Source organism: Pseudomonas sp. NPDC089547 (genome assembly GCF_050280665.1).
In the GTDB taxonomy this organism is placed as follows: Bacteria; Pseudomonadota; Gammaproteobacteria; order Pseudomonadales; family Pseudomonadaceae; genus Aquipseudomonas.
Genome location: NZ_JBNNVS010000020.1, coordinates 1 through 18857 on the forward strand (window position 1 = coordinate 1; position 18857 = coordinate 18857).

Genomic DNA, 18857 nt, shown 5'->3' on the forward strand with positions numbered 1-18857 from the left:
AGGAAGGTTTCCTGCTGGCCGGCGAACGAGGCGTCCGGCAGGTCTTCGGCGGTGGCCGAGGAGCGCACGGCAACGGCCATGTTGTCGTTGCCGGCGGCCATGGCGGCGAAGGCGGTTCGGATTTCCGAATCCAGACGTGCCGGGAATTCGGCTTCCATGACCCACTGGCGGATCTGCGCGCCGGTCTTGGTCAGGGCGTTGATGTCATCCACGTCCAGCGCGTCGAGCGCGGCGTGAATCTTGTCGTTCAGGCCACTCTGCTCGAGGAAGTCACGGTACGCCTGCGCCGTGGTGGCAAAGCCGCCCGGCACGGACACCCCGGCACCTGCGAGGTTACTGATCATCTCGCCCAGGGATGCGTTCTTGCCCCCCACATGCTCCACATCATGGACGCCGAGCTTATCGAGGGAAACTACGTACTCTACCAAGGTGATCTCTCCACTAACTGTGTTGGAAAAGCTCAAAAAGGCGCCCGCCTGTCTTCTGTGACTTGGCCGGGCGTTTGTGGCCTGTACCTGGAAAATAGGCTCTGCAAATGTGGCAGAATGACGACAGCCGCATTCGGCAAACCGAACTTATCATATCCAAGAATCTTCATCAGCTTAAGGCCCAGATCGCAAATGAAACGAACCGCGTTCTTCATCTCCGACGGCACCGGTATCACTGCCGAAACCCTGGGCCAGAGTCTGCTCGCGCAATTCGAGAGCATTCCGTTCAACAAATTCACCCGTCCGTACATCGATTCGCCGGAAAAAGCGCGGACCATGGTCCTGCAAATCAACGCTGCGGCCGAGCGTGACGGGGTACGCCCGATCATCTTCGACACCATTGTCAACCAGGACATTCGCGAGATCCTGGCAACGTCGAACGGCTTCATGATCGACATCTTTTCTTCGTTTTTATCCCCGCTCGAGCAGGAATTGACCGCCCATTCGTCGTATTCCGTAGGTAAATCGCACTCGATTGGCGGCAATTCCAACTACATGGAACGCATCGAGGCGGTGAATTTCGCCCTGGACAACGACGACGGCGCACGCACCCATTACTACGACAAGGCCGACTTGATCCTGGTGGGGGTATCACGCTGCGGCAAGACCCCTACCTGCCTGTACATGGCCATGCAGTTCGGCATCCGCGCTGCCAACTATCCGCTGACCGAAGACGACATGGAGCGCCTGCAACTGCCGGCAGTGCTGAAAAAGCACCACAGCAAACTGTTCGGCCTGACCATCGACCCCGACCGCCTCACCGCCATCCGTCATGAGCGCAAGCCCAACAGCCGCTATTCCAGCTTTGCCCAGTGCGAGTTCGAAGTGCGCGAGGTGGAGAACCTGTTCCGCCGGGAGAACATTCCCAACATCAATTCCACGCATTTTTCGGTGGAGGAGATTTCGGCGAAGATCCTGGTGGAGAAAGGGGTGGAGCGGCGGTTCAAGTAAGCCTGTTCCGGCCTCTTCGCGGGCGCGCCCGCTCCCACAGGTACACCACTGCCCTCGGGCCTGACGTATTCCTGTGGGAGCGGGCATGCCCGCGAAGAGGCCAGCACAGGATTACAAAAAAGCCCCGGCATCGCTGCCGGGGCTTTGTTTTACCTCACTAAAGGCCTCAGGACGGCACCACCGCCGCCTGCCCGCTCATGGCCAGGTCGACCAGCTCGCGGTTGGCCACCGCGTACATCGCATAATCGGTCCCTGTGGCATTGCGCAGGTCGTCCAGCATGGCGCGCCAGCGTTCCACCATCACCCGATGCTGCTCGGTCCACAGCGCCACGCGGGCGTCCATGTCTTCAGGCGCATCGGCCATCTGCAATACCGAAATGGTGATTGCCCGCTGCTGCAGGTCGATGTCGTCGCGGAAGGCTTCGCGGGCCAGCGCCTGCCAGTTGTTTTCCACCGGCAGGTTGCTGATTTCCTGCAAGTACCAGGTCAGGTCCAGCGAGCTGCCCACGGCGAAGAACGCCTTGGCCACCTGCGCCGGGTCATGGCCGGTAACGTCGGCCGCTTCGATGATTGGCAGCAAGGTGTACAAGTGGCTGGTACCGGCCACCATGCGCGCCAGCAGCTCTGGAACCCCGGCCTCGACAAAGCCCTGGTAACGCACCATCCAGCGTTCGCGGGTCGGCCCTTCGAGCAGCTCATCGAGCTTGAGCCCCAGCTGCGCGATCTTCGGCCCGAAATGCGCGGTGTCACGCCCGGCGTCCTGCTCGTTGCGGCGGCTACGCAGGAACCAGCGCGTGGCACGGCGGCCCAGGCGCATCAGCTCGTCCATCAGGGTGAGCTGGATTTCTGCCGGCACCTGGTAGTCCAGGGCCTCGATCTGGCGGAACCAGTGCGGCAGGTGGAAGATGTCGCGCACAATCACATAGGCCCCGGCCACGTTGGCAGGGCTCATGCCAGTCGACTCCTTCAGGCGCTGGACGAAGGTGATGCCCATGTTGTTGACCAGGTCGTTGGCGATCTGGGTGCTGACGATTTCGCGTTTCAGACGGTGACGGCGCATGGCCTCGGCGAACTTGCTGACCAGCGACGGCGGGAACGCAGTTTCCATGTCGCGGGTGAGGTAGTCGTCGTCCGGCACCAGCGACTTGAGCAGTTGCTCCTTGAGGTCGATCTTGCTGTACGAGATCAGCACCGACAGCTCGGCGCGGGTCAGGCCCTGGCCGGCGGCCAGGCGTTCCACCAGTTGCTCTTCGGAAGGCAGGAACTCGATGGCGCGGTCCAGCTTGCCACGGGCCTCCAGGTCGGCCATCAGGCGCTTGTACTCGGCAATCCGCTCGCGGGCCCGGCGGGCTGCCAGCGACAGCGCCTGGGTCTGCTTGTAGTTGTTGCCCAGTACCAGGTTGCCGACTTCGTCGGTCATGCTGCCCAGCAGCTGGTTGCGCTGCTTCTCGGTCATGTCGCCACCCTGCACCACTTCATTGAGCAGGATCTTGATGTTGACCTCGTGGTCGGAACAGTCCACGCCGCCGGCGTTGTCGATGAAGTCGGTGTTGGTGGCGCCGCCGCTCAGGCCGAACTCGACCCGACCGAGCTGGGTCATGCCCAGGTTGCCGCCCTCGCCCACCACCTTGCAGCGCAGTTCGTTGCCGTTTACCCGCAGCGCATCGTTGGCCTTGTCGCCGACATCCGCGTGGCTTTCCGTGCTGGCCTTCACGTAGGTACCGATGCCGCCGTTCCACAGCAGGTCCACCGGGGCCTTGAGCAGCGCGTTAAGCAGCTCGGTCGGGGTCAGCCGGTCGGCTTCGATGGCGAAGCGTTCTTTCATCTGCGGGCTGATGGCGATGCTTTTGGCACTGCGCGGGAAGATGCCGCCGCCTTCAGACATGATGCTGGTGTCGTAATCGCTCCAGGCCGAGCGCGGCAGGTCGAACAGGCGCTTGCGCTCGGCAAAGCTGGACGCAGGCTCAGGGTTGGGGTCGATGAAGATGTGCAGGTGGTTGAACGCCGCCACCAGTTGCAGCTTGTCGGACATCAGCAGGCCGTTGCCGAACACGTCGCCGGCCATGTCGCCCACGCCGATGACGGTAATCGGGTCTTCCTGCACGTTGATGCCGCGCTCACGGAAGTGGCGCTGCACGCCCACCCAGGCGCCGCGTGCGGTAATGCCCATCTTCTTGTGGTCGTAGCCGGCCGAGCCGCCCGAGGCAAAGGCGTCGCCCAGCCAGAAGCCGTAGTCGATGGCAATGCCGTTGGCGATGTCGGAGAAGGTTGCGGTGCCCTTGTCGGCCGCCACCACCAGGTACGGGTCGTCATCGTCATGACGCACCACGTTGGCCGGCGGCACCACCCCACCGTCCTTCAGGTTGTCGGTGATGTCGAGCAGGCCGGAAATGAAGATGCGGTAGCACGCCACGCCTTCGGCGGCGATCTCGTCACGGCTGCCGCCCAGTGGCAGACGGCGCGGCAGGAAACCGCCCTTGGCGCCTACCGGTACGATGACCGAGTTTTTCACCTGCTGGGCTTTTACCAGGCCCAGCACTTCGGTGCGGAAGTCTTCCTCGCGGTCAGACCAGCGCAGGCCGCCACGGGCAACGTTGCCAAAGCGCAGGTGCACACCCTCGACGCGCGGCGAATAGACGAAGATTTCGAACTTGGGCACCGGTTTGGGCAGTTCGGGGATGAGCTTGGGGTTGAACTTGAAGCTGAAGTACGACTTGTTCTGGCCGTTGGCGTCCGGCTGGTAGAAGTTGGTGCGCAGGGTGGCCTTGATCAGGTCCAGGTAGCGCCGCAGGATGCGGTCTTCGTTGAGTACCTGCACGTCATCCAGCGCGGTCAGAATCGCTTGTTCCAGGCGCAGCTGCTTGTCATCCAGATCGTCCTGGGTGAGCTTGCGCGCCAGGTAGAAGCGGGTCTTGAACAACCGGGTCAGCTCGCGGGCGATGTCGGTGTGGTTGTTCAGGGTGCTGGCGATGTAACCCAGGTCGAAGCCCAGGCGGATCTGCTTCAGGTAACGGGCGTAGGCGCGCAGCAGTGCCACGTCACGCCATGGCAGGCCGGCGGTGAGCACCAGGCGGTTGAACGCGTCGTTCTCGGCATCGCCACCCACGATGTGAATGAAGGCATCCTGCAACGTGTCGTTGAGCTGCTGGATATCCAGGCTCAGGCCTTCGCTGTAGGTAAAGGCGAAGTCGTGAATCCAGTACTCCCGGCCGCTGGCATGGCGCAGGCGGTAGGGGAACTCGCCCAGCACGCGCAGGCCGAGGTTTTCCAGGATCGGCAGCACATCGGACAGCGCCAGCGGGGTGTCGGCGTGGTACAGCTTGCAGTGCAGGATGCGCTCACCCACCTGGGTCAGCGGCTGGTAGAAGCTCATCGCCAGCGGCTTGCTTTCCGACAGGTTCAGCACATGCTGCAGGTCAACCACTGCCGAGTGCGCAGCGAAGCGCTCACGGTAGCCGGCCGGGAAGCCTTTGGGGAAGTCGGCGAGGATGTTGGTGCCCTGGGCTTCGCCGAAGTTCTCCACCACCAGCGCCGAGTAGTCGTCATGCCACGAACGGCACGCCTGAATGACTTCGCGCTCCAGCTGCTGCGGGTCGATGTCGATGCGGTTTTTCGGGTCTACCCGCAGAATCAGTTGTACACGGGCCAGCACCGATTCGGAGAAGAAGGTCCAGAACTCGCAATCGCTGGCCTTCAGGCGCTCCATGAGTACCTGCTGGATCTTCTGCCGCACTTCGGTGGAGTAGATTTCCCGCGGTACGTAGGCCAGGCAGTAGCAGAAGCGGCCGTACGGATCCTTACGCAGGAACACGCGAATCTTGTTGCGCTCCTGGATCTGCACGATTGCCATGACGGTGGTGAACAGCTCGTCGATTGGCGTCTGGAACAGGTCGTCGCGGGGCAGCACTTCCAGCACCTGGGCCAGTTCCTTGCCCAGGTGAGCCTTGGGGTCGAAGCCCGAGCGGCGCTCGACTTCGGCCACTTTCACGCGGATATAGGGGATGGCATGCACGCTTTCGCCATACACCGACGAGGTGTACAGGCCCATGAAGCGGTGTTCCTTGATGACCTTGCCGTCGGCGTCCAGCTGGCGGATCGACACGTAGTCCGGGTAGGCCGGGCGATGTACGCGGCTGGGCAGCGCGGCCTTGGCGAACGACAGCAGCAGCGGCTCGTTGAGGTAGGCCACGGCGTAGTCTTCGATGCGCAGCTCTTCGGCCGTAAGGCCCACGCGCAGGCGGCGCGGCAGGCCGAGGAACGACTGCTCGTCGTAGACCATCTGGCCGCCATCGGCGTCGCCCTTGACGGTGAACTCTTCATAGCCCAGGAAGGTGAAGTGGTTGTCCAGCAGCCATTCGAGGAAGGCCTTGACCTCGCCCTTTTCGTTCTGGGCAGGGCCGAAGGCGGTCTGCTCCACCTGCCCCACCACTTCGCGCAGCTTGGCTTTCATCGGTTCGAAGTCGGCGACGGCTACCCGCACCTCAGCCAGCACCTGCTCGATCTCGCGGGCCAGCACGGTCAGCTCGGCGGCATTGGCGCAACGGTCGATCTCCAGGTACATCAGCGACTCGTGGCGTACACCCTCGCCCTGGGTCCCCTTGGGCAGCAGTTCCAGCAACTCGCCCTTGGCGCCACGGCGTACGCTGAGCACGGTGGTTTGCAGGGTGTGGATGCTGTAGCCGCGGCGGTTGAGCTCGGTGCGCACCGAGTCGACCAGGAACGGCAGGTCGTGGTGCAGCACTTCGACCACCGTATGGGTCGACTGCCAGCCATTGCGTTCGTAATCGGGGTTGTACACCCGTACTTGCGGGTATTCAGGGTCGAAACGTTCGATGATGCGCCAGGCTGACAGGGTGCAGCCGGCCAGGTCGGAAAGCCTGCGCTGGGTGAGTTCGTCCAGAGAGATGATGCCGAAGAACTGCTCGGCGAACAGCGTCACTTGTGGCAGGGACTGTTCGCTGATGTGCTGCGCCAGGGCCGCTTGCAGTTGATGCTGGAAGTCGGCTTTGCTGGCTGCGGTGAAGAACGCCATCTGTGGTACTCCGCTTGGGCTTTGTAATAGTTGAAGCGTCGCTGCGTGCGCCGTGTACGGATCAACGATAGCCAACCCGTGGCAAGGCGGACGGTAAAAACCAGACGTTGAACGTGCGCAGGCACGCCCAGGGCTGGGCGAAGCTTAACGACTGATCGGTCATCAAGGCTTGCAGCGCTGCGACAATTTCGGTCAAGGGGCGGTAACTTTACGTTTATGCATGTAGCCAAGACTGTCAGAATTCCCTTCCGTTTCCTTTGATCCGAGCCTGCTCATGCAAATCAACACCGCCCTGCTCTTCGCCACCCCTTGCGATGACGAGGAAGACAACATGGCGACCCTGTGCTGCCACAGCGACAAGGGTCAGATGTTTCTGCTTACCCGCTACCCGGACGAAGACACCGTCGACCTGACCCTGGATGACGAGCCATCGACCCTGGACGGGCTGAAAGTGACCCTGAGCGCCAAGCGCCTGCTGATCGAAGTGGCGGCCGGCGACCGCGATGCGCTGAAGGGCGACGAGGTGCTGGAGATCAACCTGACCAGCGACCTGAGCGACCTGGATGAAGTGAAGGAAACCCTGGAGAACATCCTGGCCGGGACTGGCACCTTCGTCTGCGAGCTGTGATTGACTGAACACCAGCGCGACCTCTGTGGGAGCGGGCTCGCCCGCGAACACGGGCGAAGCCCGTGCCATCCACCGCGTCGCCTGCTTCGCGGGCTTGCCCGCTCCCACAGTGATCAGGCCAGCGCTTGTTGCATCTCTTTAGCCTGCGCCCGCAACGCCTCGCAAAACGGCTCCACCGCCGCCGAAGCAGGCCTATGATCCGGCCTGATCAACATCACCTGGTACGGCACCGACACCCGCAAACTGCGGATCGGCAGCCCGCCCTGCGCCGCCTCCAGCCCGCTCAGCGGGTTGATGATTGCCACCCCCAACCCCTGCCTGACCATGGCGCACACCGAGGCGGCACTGGTGGTTTCGATCACCGTGCGGCGGTTCACCCCCGCCGCGCGAAAGTGTTGGTCCAGGCGCTGCCGATAGGTGTCCAGGCTGGCCAGGTTGATGAAGTCCACCTCGTGAAAGTCGCTCAGTTCCAGTTCGGCCCTGGCCTGCAACGGGTGGTGCTCGGGCAACACGCACACCATGTTGGCGCTGAACAACAGTTCGCCATAGGCACCGCGCGGTATCTGTTCGACCTCGGTCAGGCCAAGGTCATGCTGCTGGGCCACCAGTGACTCCTCCAGCAACGGCGACTCCTGCGCCAGGATGCTCACGCTCACGCCGCGGTGCTGTTGATGGAAGCGCTGGCAGGCCTTGGGCAGCAGGGTTTGGGAAAACAACGGCAGGCAGGTGATGGCCAGCCGGCCCTGCTCGAAATTGCGAATGGCCTGGGCAAAGCGGTCGATCCGCTCCAGCCCCACGTAGGCGCGCTCGACCTCTTCGATCAACAGCAACGCCTGGGCCGTTGCCACCAGGCGCCCGCCCTCGCGCTCGAACAGGTTCAACCCGGTTACCTGTTCCAGCCGCGCCAGTTCGCGGCTGACCGTGGGCTGCGAGGTGAACAACAGGCGTGCCGCACCGGTGACGCTGCCAGCGGCCATGATGGCGCGGAACACTTCGATATGGCGGACGGAGAGTTTCACGGGGGTACCTGATGAGTCGGCAATGGGTATATCAGATATGAATAGCTGATAGAAAAATAGCTATTTTTCTGAATTCCTGCGTTAGCGCATTCTCGTGGTCTTCTTTATATGAGTAGTGCCACCATGACTGCACCCTTCACCCTCCTGGCCGAGGCTGTACGCCAGCACGGCTCACCACTGTGGGCGTATGACGCCAGCACCATCGCCGAACGTGTCGAGCAATTGAAGGTGTTCGACACTGTGCGCTTCGCCCAGAAAGCCAACCCCAACCTGCATGTGCTGCGCCTGATGCGCGCCCACGGCCTGGTGCTGGACGCGGTGTCCCTGGGCGAGATGGAGCGGGCCTTTGCAGCAGGTGCCAGCGTCGAGGGCGACCCGGCCGGCGTGGTGCTGACCTGCGACGCGCTGGACCGGCCAACCCTGGAGCGGGTGGTGGCAGAAAAGATCGAAGTCAACGCCGGCTCCATCGACATGCTGCGCCAACTGAGTGAACGCTCGCCCGGCCACCGCGTATGGATCCGCATCAACCCGGGCTTTGGCCATGGCCACAGCCGCAAGACCAATACCGGCGGCGAAAACAGCAAGCACGGCATCTGGCACGAAGAGCTGGACGAAGCGCTGGCGGTGATCAAGGCCCATGGCCTGCACCTGGTGGGCGTGCACATGCACATCGGCTCCGGGGTGGATTACCAGCACCTGGAACAGGTGGCCCGCTCGATGATCGAGCTGATCGGCCGCCTGGGCGTGGATATCGAGGCCTTCTCCATCGGCGGCGGGCTGTCCACCCCGTACCGCAGCACCGATAAACCAGTCGACCTGCAACGTTACGCCCGGACCTGGGCGGTGGCGCGCAAGGAAATCGAAGCAATGCTCGGCCACCCCGTGCGCATGGAAATCGAGCCCGGGCGCTTCCTGGTGGCCGAGTCGGGCTACCTCGTGGCCGAAGTGCGCGCCGTGAAGCAGGTGGGGCGCAATACCTTCGTGATGATCGACGCCGGTTTCAACGACCTGATGCGCCCGGCCATGTACGGCGCCTACCACGGCATGACCCTGCTCGATGCCAACGGCCAGCCGGTGGACCGCCCACGGCAGCCGACCGTGGTGGCCGGGCCGTTGTGTGAGTCGGGTGACGTGTTCACCCAGGACGACCAGGAGCTGACCCCGCAAGACCTGCCTCAGGCTCAGGTGGGCGACCTGTTGGTGATTCACGATGCCGGGGCCTATGGCGCGTCGATGTCGTCGAACTACAACAGCCGGCCGTTGCTGCCGGAGTTCCTGATCGAGAACGGTGCCCTGCGCATGATCCGTCGGCGCCAGACCGTGCAGGACCTGCTAGAGCTGGAAGCAGGTTTCTAAACACCGTCTCCAAGCATGCGCGGTCCCTTGTAGGAGCGGCCTTGTGTCGCGAAAGGGGTGCGAAGCGCCCCTAGAATCTTCGTATCACCGCAGAATTGCCGGGGCCGCTTTGCGGCCCTTTCGCGACACAAGGCCGCTCCTACAACAACCGCGCAGGCCCGCCACCACTGCCGAGCCTCTTGCAATCGAGGCATCCGCCCCTAACAATGCGATCAATTCCTATTCATATTGCGAATTTGACGCCATGTCGACGCTCGATCCCCAGGCCCTGCACCAGCTGTACAGCGAGAACAACAGCTGGCTGAAGGGCTGGCTGCGCGCCCGCCTGGGTAATGCCGCCGATGCCTCCGACCTGGCACACGACACCTTCCTGCGGGTGATGACCGCGCGCAACCAGCTGCCAATACGCGAACCGCGCAGCTACCTCAGCGCCATCGCCCGCTCGCTGCTGATCGACAAGGTCCGCCGCCGCACCATCGAACAGGCCTACCTGCAAGCCCTGGCCCTGCGCCCGGAGCCGGTGGAGGTATCGCCTGAAATCCGCCTGTCGATCATCGAAATGCTGGTGGCCGTGGACAACCTGCTGGACGAACTCGGCCCCAAGACCCGCGCCATCTTTCTTGCCGTGCAGCTGGAAGGCCTGACCTACGGCGCCGCAGCCGAGCGCTTCGGCGTGTCGGTCACCACGGTGAAGAACCACCTGATCAAGGCCATGACCCGCTGCCTGCTGGCAGTCGAAGGCTGAACGGCATGGACATCAAGACGCTGGAAGCCGCTGCCACCTGGTACGTGCAGCTCAACGATGGCGACAGCAACGCAGCCCGTACCCACGCCTGGCGGCAATGGTTGCAGGCCAGCCCACAGCATGCCGCGGCCTGGGCCCGCGTTGAAAAGCTCCAGCAACAATGGGCCATGGTGCCGCCCCAGGCGGCACTGTCCAGCCTGGGCGCGGCTCAGGCGCAGCGGCGCGATGTGCTGAAAGTGCTGGGCCTGCTGCTGGCCATGGGCGGCGGTGGCTGGCTGGCAGCCGAGCAGGTGCCCTATCGCGCCCTGATGGCCCAACAACGTACCGGTACCGGCGAGCGGCGCGCCGTGCAACTGGAGGATGGCTCGCAACTGGAAATGAACGTGGATACCGCGCTGGATGTGCGCTTTGATGCGAAAGTGCGGACGATCCAGCTGTACCAAGGTGAAATCCTGGTGCGCCCGCTCGGCGATCTTCAGCAGCGCCCGCTCATCGTGCACACCGATGACGGCAGCGTCCTTGCACGCAGCACCGAGTTCAGCGTCCGCAAGCTTGTGCAGCAGACACGCGTGGGGGTGCTGCAAGCCAGCGTCGAGGTGCGTCCACAGCGCTACCCGGACCGCGTGCTGCAGTTGCAGGCCGGCCAGCAAGCAAGCTTTGACCCGCAAGACTTTACCGTGGCCCATGCCCTGCCAGCCGACTCCACAGCCTGGCTACAAGGCATGCTGAGCGTGAACGACTGGCGCCTGGGCGACTTCATCGAAGAGTTGGGGCGCTATCGGCCAGGCGTGTTGCGTTGTGCCCCGTCGATCCAGGCCATGAGCATTTCCGGGGCATTCCGCATTGATGACACCGACATCGCCTTGGCCAACCTGCCGAAAACCCTGCCCGTGAACGTGCGTTACCTGAGCCGCTACTGGGTCAGCGTGGAGCCTGCCTGAGCAACGGGTGAAAAAAACTTTCAGTGAAATCTTGCTGATTTCGATTCTCGTCCGTCCCTGACACAAGCCGCGACGACAGCGGCTCTCTGCCATGACTCGGAAGGATCACGTAATGCCCCACCTGCACCTCACCCCTGCAACCAAGCTGAGCCAGGCTGTGCGCCTGGTGTTGTTCGGCATGTCCCTGGCCAGCGCGCCAGCCTTGCTGCTGACGCCTGCCCATGCCATGGCCCAGAGCCAGGCTGCCTACCACGTCGCCGCTGGCCCGCTGGGCAACGCCATCACCCAGTTTGGCGTGCAGGCGGGTGTAACCATTTCGTTCGACACCGAGCAAACCCGCAACCTCAACAGCGCAGGCCTGCAGGGCAGCTACAGCGTCGAGGAGGGGCTGGTACGCCTGCTGGGCAACAGCGGCTTGCAGGCACAACGCCAGGGCAATGGCGGTTACGTGCTGGTGCCTTCGGATAACGGCACAGCGATGGAACTGGGGCCACTGAACATCGACGCCAACCGGCTGGACGCGACCAGCGAGGGTACTCAGTCTTACACCGCCCGCGCCGTGACCATTGGCAAGGGTGTGCACACCCTGAAGGAAACCCCGCAGTCGGTCACCGTCATGACCCGCAAGATGCTCGACGACCAGAACCTCAACACCCTGGAGCAGGTGCTGGACAAGACCCCGGGCATCACCATTTACGACTCACCCATGGGCGGCAAGTACTTCTACTCGCGCGGCTTCAACCTCGACGGCCAGTATCAGTATGACGGCGTCCCGCTGGACGTGGGCGGCAACTACGTGCAGGCCAACAGCTTTTCCAGCGACATGGCCTTCTATGACCGCGTCGAAATCCTCAAGGGCGCAGCCGGCATGATGAAGGGCTCCGGCTCCTCGGCCGGTGGCGTCAACTTCGTACGCAAGCGTGGCCAGGAAAAGGCCGCTACCACCGTCACCCTGTCTGCCGGCAGCTGGGACAACTACCGTGGCCAGGTGGATGTGGGCGGCCCGCTGAACGACTCGGGCACCGTGCGTGGCCGCGCCGTGGCAGCACTGCAAGACCGCCAGTACTTCTACGACACCGCCAAGCGCCAGGACCAGGTGCTGTACGGTGCCATCGACTGGGACGTCAGCGCCGACACGACCCTGGGCTTTGGCCTGGCGTACGAGGATGTGGATGCCACGCCGTGCTACCACGGCCTGCCCCGCTACGCCGATGGCAGCGACCTGAAGCTGTCCCGCTCCACTTGCCTGGGTGCCAGCTGGAACGACCTGCAAAGCCAGCGCATTACCGGCTTTGCCGATCTCAAGCACCGTTTCAACGAAGACTGGACACTGAATTTTGCCTCGGTCTACACCCACAACAATCAGAACATCGAATACGGTTACTCCGAAGGTTCGGTACCGGTCGGCGCCACCAGCGCCAGCATGGGCCGCTATGCCGGGCGCTTCGACTACGACCAGGACGACTACGGCTTCGATAGCTACGTCGACGGCAAGTTCGAAGCCTTCGGCTTGCAGCACGAACTGATCATCGGTGCCAACGCCAGCCGCCAGAAAACCCATGACTACTTTGCACTGATGGCGCTGAGCGGCAGCCAGAATCCGCTCGACCCCTCGGCAGACTTCCCTCACCCGGCGAAGGCTGATTACCTGGTCAGCCCCCTGCGTGGCGGTAGCATTCCAACCGACTCCACCACCACCCAGTACGGCACCTACGCCAACCTGCGCCTGAAACTGGCAGAACCACTGACCCTGGTGCTGGGTGCACGGGTGAGCTGGTACCGCAACAAGAGCGACTCCTACACTCAGCGCTATGAATACTGGGTAAACAACCGCAGCCAGGAAAACGGCCAGGTCACACCGTTCGCCGCCGTGCTGTACGACCTGAATGACCAGTGGACCGCCTACGCCAGCTACGCCGACATTTTCCAACCGCAGAGCGACAAAGTGAACGCCCAGAGGCAGCCCCTTCAGCCCAAGACCGGTGCCAACTACGAGATCGGCATCAAGGGCGAACTGCTTGAGGGTGCATTGAATACGTCATTCAACCTGTTCCGCACGATCGAGAATCACCGCGCAGAAACCGATTACATCGAAACCTGCCCGTCAGGCGACGGCTATTGCTACACCGACAGCGGCAAGGTCCGCGCGCAGGGTTTCGAAGCCGAAATCAGCGGCTCGCCCATCGAGCGCCTGCAACTGCTGGCGGGCTACACCTACACCCAGACCAAATACCTGAAAACCATCGAAGACACCGACCCGACCGAGCTGACCTTTACCTCCAGCTTCATCCCGCGGCACATGCTCAAGGTGTGGGGTGACTACCAACTGGGCGGCGCACTTGAACGCTGGACGCTTGGCGCCGGCCTGAACAGCCAGAGCGAAAACTTCCGCACTACCCGCGGTACCCGTGTCGAGCAGGCCGGCTATACCGTGTGGAACGGCCGCGTGCAGTACCGCCTGGACCAGAACTGGACGGTTGCCCTCAATGGCAACAACCTGTTCGACAAGAAGTACTACTCCACCATCGGCGCGCCGGCGTGGGGCAACTTCTATGGCGAACCACGTAACTTCATGGTGACGTTGCAAGGGGCGTTCTGAGGCTGACCAACCAGGGGGCATCGCGCAAGGCATCAGCATTGCTGTAGCCTTACCGCCTTGCCCTCGGGGCCTGAAAGGATGCGACGCGGGGTACGTCATTCACTTTCATTTCATTCCTGTCTACGATTGGGTCGAGGCGCTGTTCTGGGCGGATGAGCGATACCGGGCGCTGCAAGCGTTTGGCTGGACGCAAGCAGCGCAGCCACAGACTGATGGTGCCGAATTGACGCTGTTCATCTGGCGTGAGTTTTGTGAGCGCCCTGAGCCGCCAGCGGTACAAGGGTGCTCGGTGGATGAAGCCATTGCCTTGTTGCGCAGGGCATTCCCGGCAGGAAATCAAAAAACTTTGTAGTCCCCGCTGTCGCGCAGAAAACAAAGCCCGTGAGCGCACCGCTGTCCCTGTGGGAGCAACTGTCTTATTCAAAATCTTCAAGCTCGCGCAATCTCTGTGGGAGCGGGCAAGCCCGCGAACACCGGCAGAGCCGGTGCCATCCACTGCGTTGCCTGGTTCGCGGGCGCGCCCGCTCCCACAGGAATCTATTAGCCAATATGGAAATCACCCATGCGCGCCAACAAGGCCTGCCCCGTAGTCCTTTCATCCACGCTGCCTCGAAAAATCCTGCTGTTCCGCCACCCGCTGGCCGGTGTGCAACTGGTGAAAGGCACCATCGAAAAGGGTGAAACACCCGCCACGGCCGCCCTGCGTGAACTGAGTGAAGAGTCCGGCATCGCCAACGCCCAGGTTGTTCAAGACCTGGGCTGCTGGGATGCAGAGCATCTTGGCCAGGTGTGGTCGTTTCACCTGTGCCAGGTGGAGAATGCCCTGCCCGAGCAGTGGTCCCACCAGACCCAGGATGACCATGGCCACCTGTTCACGTTCTTCTGGGCCTCGCTCGACGAGCTACCCTTTGCCGATTGCCACCCGGTTTTTCAGCGTGCGTTGGCATTCCTGTGCGAGGCCCTGAAAACGCGTACGCCATTGATTTGAGCCATCAGAACCTGTAGCGGGCGGTAGCCAGGAAGTTGCGCGGTTCGCCAAAGAAGTTGCTGCCGGTCGTGGAACTGATCGACGAGTAGTAGCGCTTGTCGAACACGTTATTGAGGTTGAAGTTGAGTTGCAGGTTTTCGTTCACGTCAAAGCGGGTGAACATGTCATATAGCGTGTAGCCCCCCTGTTGCACGCCGTACTGGGTATAGGTCTGGCTCTGAGAGCGGACCGCGCCCCCCACTCGCCATTGGTCCATCACACCCGGCAACCGGTAGCTCGTCGTCAGCTTGAACAGGTTGGCCGGCAGATTGGTGCCGTAGCGTTTGCCTTTGGTGAATGAACCAATCGGGCTGTACGTGGTGTCCTTGATGCGTTCAGCCGTGTTGTAGGTGTAGCTGGCAGACATCTGCCAGTTTTCGGTTAATGCCCCCGTGACTTCAAACTCGACACCTCGACTGCGGATTTCACCTGCCGACTCGTAACAGAGGGTGGTGCCGCCTTGGCACTGGCTGGCCTGCAACTGATCAGGCAGGTTCTCCAGGTCGATCTGGAACAGAGCCACGCTGGTATTGAGCCGACCGCCAAAATGCTCACCTTTCAGCCCGATCTCATAGTTGGTGCCCTGAATCGGCTCCAGCAGGGTGCCGCTTGCGGTTTCCAGATTCTGCGGCTGGAAGATCCGTGTCCAGCTGGCATACACCGAGTAGGTATCGTTTAGGTCATACACCAGGCCGGCATACGGGGTAACTTCACGGGTTGCCTTGAAATGCGAGGCGTTCTTGATCTCCTGCTCATACCAATCGATACGCCCACCGACAATAAGCGTCAACGGCTCGGCGAGACTGATGCGCGCCGTGCTGTAGACCCCGCTCTGCTCAACTTCGGTCTGACGGTTGTACAGGGTCATGTCGACACCGACCGGTTTGGACACGGAGTCCGGGTCCCAGGTGATGGGGTTGAACAGTGCCAACTCATAATTGCCGTTCGTCACGAACGGGCCGCCACGATCATCCCAGTCACTTTCACGATGGCTGGCACCTACTACGAGCGTATGGGACCGCCCACCAAGCTCGAAGGGGCCGGAGAGGTAGCCATCGATGCTGGACTGGTCGCGCTCGTAGTCGTATTTGCCGCCACGCAACGACATGCTCGGGTTCCCGCTGGCATCTACCGATGGATTGGCGAGGAAGGTGCCCATCATGTTCATTTCACTGGTGATGTAGGTGGCGGCACCTTTAGCCTTCCAGCCGTTATTGAAGCGGTGCTCGATATCGGCGAATACCGTTTTGCTTTCCTTGTTCCAGTAGGACCAGGATGGGCTCATGCGGTCTGAGCGAGACACAGGCAGGAAGCTGCCGTCAGGGTAGGTACCCAGGCCATTCCAGTCGGCACCCGGGTTATTTTCATCACTGTAAGACAGGCCAAGGCTGACCGTGGTGTCGTCATTCAGGTCGGCTTCGAGAATGCCGTACAGCAGGGTGCGTTCATTGCCCGAATCATCGGTGAAGGCGTTCTTGTTCTGGTAGCTCAATACCGTTCGACCTCGCAGCGTGCCGTCGGTATTGAGTGAAGAGCCCGCATCGATTTCGAAACGGCGATTGTCCCAACTGCCAAGGCTGCCGGTAAGCATGACCTGTGGCTGAACCGTAGGCCGCTTGCGGATCAGGTTGATCGAGCCTGAGGGCAATCCGGCCCCCTCCATCAGGCCTGCCGCGCCGCGAACGATCTCGACACGGTCGTACATGGCCAGTGCCCCCGTGGACAACGACGCCTCTTCGTACGCAACGGGCAGGCCGTCGAACATGATGTTTTCGATGCCGAACCCGCGGGAATTGAAACGCGGCCGCTCGGCCCCCCACTGGGTCAGGGTCAAACCCGGCGCGTTCCTGACCACATCATTGAGGGTGGTCATGCCTTGGTCTTCAATGCGCTGGCGGGTGATGACCGACACCGACTGCGGGGTTTCGCGGACCGAGATCGGCAGCTTTGTCGCGGTCTGCATGGTACCGGTGGTGTAAGACCCGGTCTGCTCGCTGACCATGCCCAGCCCCTGCCCCTGAATGGTGGTTGCGCCCAACTGCACCGCCGCTTCGCTTTCGTTGCGTTGCTGCAGATAGGCGCGGTTGCCATCGGCCAGGACGAAACTCAGGCCGGTACCTGCCAGCAACTGCTGCAGCGCGCCACTGGCGGTGTACTCGCCGTTCACGGCGGTGCTGGTCTTGCCGCGGGTCAACGCACCGTCAGCGAACAGCTGGATGCCGCTGCTGGCGGACCACTGCGCGATCGCGTTTTCAAGCGGCTGAGCAGCAATGCTGTAGGTGCGGGTTTGCGTCTGCGTAGGGCTGGCCGCGTGTGCTTGCGGCAGGGCGGTAAACATGCAAACGCAGCTCAAGGCGCTGACCAGCAGCAAGGGCTTGATGGGGGTGCTAGGGGTGGGCATTCGAATTTCCAGTCCGTCCTGATGGCAGTACTCGCAACTCATTCTCGTTTGCGATCAACACTAATGACGGACCACCGGTAAAACACAACGACGCTGATTTTCAGTTTTTTTCAATCAGCGCTGAACGGGGCGAACCAAGGTCAGCCACGGGCCTACCGTGGTGACACGAATCGGCAGGATGACTTGCAGGCTCTGTAACGCCGCATCGACCTCACGCGCTTGCACTGCTGCCGTGACCCTCAGCTGGGCAAGGCTGCTGTCCGTCAGCAGCAGGTGCGCCCGGGAATAGGGCTGCAGGCGCTGCAACACCTGGGTCAATGGTTCGTCGCTGAACACCAGCCGTTGCTCACGCCAAGCCAGTTGCTGACCGGGATCAACCCGTCGCAATGCGCCGATACCCTGTGCGCCATAGTGCAAGGCCTGGCCCTCCCCGGCCTCGGCCTGCTGCCCCGCACGGCTGACCCGCACACTGTGCTCGGTCACCGTTACGTTCGCGCCGTCCTCCAGCACCTGTACGTCGAACGCGGTGCCCAAGGCGCGTACATCACCACCTGCTGCCTCGACAACAAAGGGCCGTGTCGGGTTGGGCGCCACCTTGAACCAGGCCTCGCCCTTGTGCAGAACAAGGCGCCGCTCACCCGCGCTATAACGCACATCCAGTGCAGATTGCGGCGCCAACTGCACGACCGAGCCGTCGTCCAGCGTCCAGCTGCGCACCTGAGCCACCTCGGTGCGGTAATCCGCCCAGCGGGCTGGCGAAAGGACAAGCACCGAAACTGCCAGCAGTACTGCCGCAGCACTGGCCAAGCCAAGCGAAAAGCGCCGGGGCCTGCGCTGACGCTGTGCTGAGCTGGCAGCCACATGGGCGTTGCCCGCCACCCCGGAAACACGCCACACCTGCTGGGCCCGCTGCCAGGCCACCGAGTGGCTTGGGTCAGCCTCAAGCCAGCGAGTAAAGGCTGCCTGCTCGGCCCGTGTTACACCCGCGTCCTGCAGGCGCACGCACCATTCAAGTGCCTGGTCCAGGGGGGTATCCGAATCGTGTTCGTTCATCATGACAGCGCGGGCAGGTGGCAGTGAAAACGTGCGCAGTGTAACCAGCCTTTCACGACATTGCCTTCTCGATGCGCTGCATGGCCTTTACCATCTGCGAAACCACGGTGCTTTTGGAAATACCCAGGCGCTCAGCGACCTGCTGGTGGTCCAGGCCGTCGATACGGCACAGGATGAACACTTCGCGGCAGCGTGGTGGCAGTTCGTCGATCACCTGCATGACCCGTTGCAGTTCACGGCTGAGTTCGTTCTTACGGGCCGGGTCGAGTTTGCCATCGGGGATCATCTCGACTACTACCGGATCGGCCTGCACCTCAATACCCAAGGCTTCGCGACGGCGTATGTCCATGCCCAGGTTACGTGCAATGCGGAAGATGTACGCACGTGGGTTGCCGATGCGCTCGCCCACCTTGCGGCTGGCCACCCGCAACCAGGTTTCCTGGGTCAGGTCCTCAGCCACGGTGACGTTGCCGAAGTGCCGCACCAAATAGGCTTTCAGCGCTTCGCGGTTCTCCAGGAACGTCGATGTCAACGGGTCGCGGTCTTGCGGCATTCGCCAAGCATCCTGCACAGCGGCGGGGAAATTGGCGGCACGGTAGCACTTGTTGCTAACGGTT

At 62.3% G+C, this 18857-nt stretch carries 13 protein-coding genes and 1 pseudogene; 8 read left to right on the forward strand and 6 right to left on the reverse strand.

Features of this window, described 5'->3' with window-relative positions:
- The coding region (locus tag ACQKPZ_RS15485) for a PEP/pyruvate-binding domain-containing protein (protein WP_427539528.1) at positions 1–428 on the reverse strand (428 nt) is incomplete at its 3' end.
- Positions 429–620: 192 nt separating this feature from the next.
- Here ACQKPZ_RS15485 and ppsR point away from each other — a divergent pair.
- The gene (gene ppsR / locus ACQKPZ_RS15490) at positions 621–1439 is read left to right on the forward strand and encodes a posphoenolpyruvate synthetase regulatory kinase/phosphorylase PpsR (protein WP_427539531.1); all 819 of its coding nucleotides are present in this window, start codon (positions 621–623) and stop codon (positions 1437–1439) included.
- 166 nt (positions 1440–1605) lie between these two features.
- On the opposite strand, the gene ACQKPZ_RS15495 is transcribed toward ppsR, so the two are convergent.
- Positions 1606–6471 (reverse strand): NAD-glutamate dehydrogenase, encoded by a 4866-nt coding sequence (locus tag ACQKPZ_RS15495; protein ID WP_427539534.1) that lies wholly within the window; start codon positions 6469–6471, stop codon positions 1606–1608.
- A gap of 274 nt (positions 6472–6745) precedes the next feature.
- On the opposite strand from ACQKPZ_RS15495, the gene ACQKPZ_RS15500 reads away from it, so the two are divergent.
- A complete protein-coding gene (locus ACQKPZ_RS15500; protein ID WP_009684028.1) occupies positions 6746–7099 on the forward strand; it encodes a hypothetical protein in 354 nt (117 codons plus the stop codon).
- A gap of 113 nt (positions 7100–7212) precedes the next feature.
- Here the strand turns inward: ACQKPZ_RS15500 and ACQKPZ_RS15505 are convergent, their stop codons facing one another.
- Positions 7213–8118: a LysR family transcriptional regulator gene (locus ACQKPZ_RS15505; RefSeq protein ID WP_427539537.1), complete on the reverse strand. Its 906-nt coding sequence runs from the start codon at positions 8116–8118 to the stop codon at positions 7213–7215.
- A gap of 123 nt (positions 8119–8241) precedes the next feature.
- Between ACQKPZ_RS15505 and lysA the strand changes: the two genes are divergently transcribed.
- The 6 genes and pseudogenes from lysA (at position 8242) to ACQKPZ_RS15535 (ending at position 14747) form a co-directional block, all read left to right on the forward strand.
- Entirely contained in the window at positions 8242–9474 is a 1233-nt protein-coding gene (gene lysA, locus ACQKPZ_RS15510) for a diaminopimelate decarboxylase (RefSeq protein WP_427539540.1), read from the forward strand.
- A 244-nt stretch (positions 9475–9718) separates the two neighbouring features.
- The gene (locus ACQKPZ_RS15515) at positions 9719–10219 is read left to right on the forward strand and encodes a sigma-70 family RNA polymerase sigma factor (protein WP_427539543.1); all 501 of its coding nucleotides are present in this window, start codon (positions 9719–9721) and stop codon (positions 10217–10219) included.
- 5 nt (positions 10220–10224) lie between these two features.
- Complete coding sequence (locus ACQKPZ_RS15520) at positions 10225–11160, forward strand: FecR domain-containing protein (protein ID WP_427539546.1); 936 nt, start codon at positions 10225–10227, stop codon at positions 11158–11160.
- 112 nt (positions 11161–11272) lie between these two features.
- A complete protein-coding gene (locus tag ACQKPZ_RS15525) occupies positions 11273–13759 on the forward strand; it encodes a TonB-dependent siderophore receptor (RefSeq protein WP_427539549.1) in 2487 nt (828 codons plus the stop codon).
- Between the two features lie 94 nt (positions 13760–13853).
- A pseudogene (locus tag ACQKPZ_RS15530) lies at positions 13854–14111 on the forward strand (HIT family protein); the annotation flags it as partial.
- A 210-nt stretch (positions 14112–14321) separates the two neighbouring features.
- On the forward strand, positions 14322–14747 hold the full coding sequence (locus ACQKPZ_RS15535) for an NUDIX hydrolase (RefSeq protein ID WP_427539552.1): 426 nt from the start codon (positions 14322–14324) through the stop codon (positions 14745–14747).
- A gap of 4 nt (positions 14748–14751) precedes the next feature.
- Here ACQKPZ_RS15535 and ACQKPZ_RS15540 read toward each other — a convergent pair whose 3' ends face one another.
- The 3 genes from ACQKPZ_RS15540 to ACQKPZ_RS15550 form a co-directional block, all read right to left on the reverse strand.
- Positions 14752–17187, reverse strand: a complete 2436-nt coding sequence (locus ACQKPZ_RS15540) for a TonB-dependent siderophore receptor (RefSeq protein ID WP_427539555.1) — start codon at positions 17185–17187, stop codon at positions 14752–14754.
- Positions 17188–17301: 114 nt separating this feature from the next.
- On the reverse strand, positions 17302–18240 hold the full coding sequence (locus ACQKPZ_RS15545) for a FecR family protein (RefSeq protein ID WP_427539558.1): 939 nt from the start codon (positions 18238–18240) through the stop codon (positions 17302–17304).
- A 52-nt stretch (positions 18241–18292) separates the two neighbouring features.
- Entirely contained in the window at positions 18293–18793 is a 501-nt protein-coding gene (locus ACQKPZ_RS15550; RefSeq protein ID WP_427539561.1) for an RNA polymerase sigma factor, read from the reverse strand.
- Between the last annotated feature and the right edge of the window lie 64 nt (positions 18794–18857).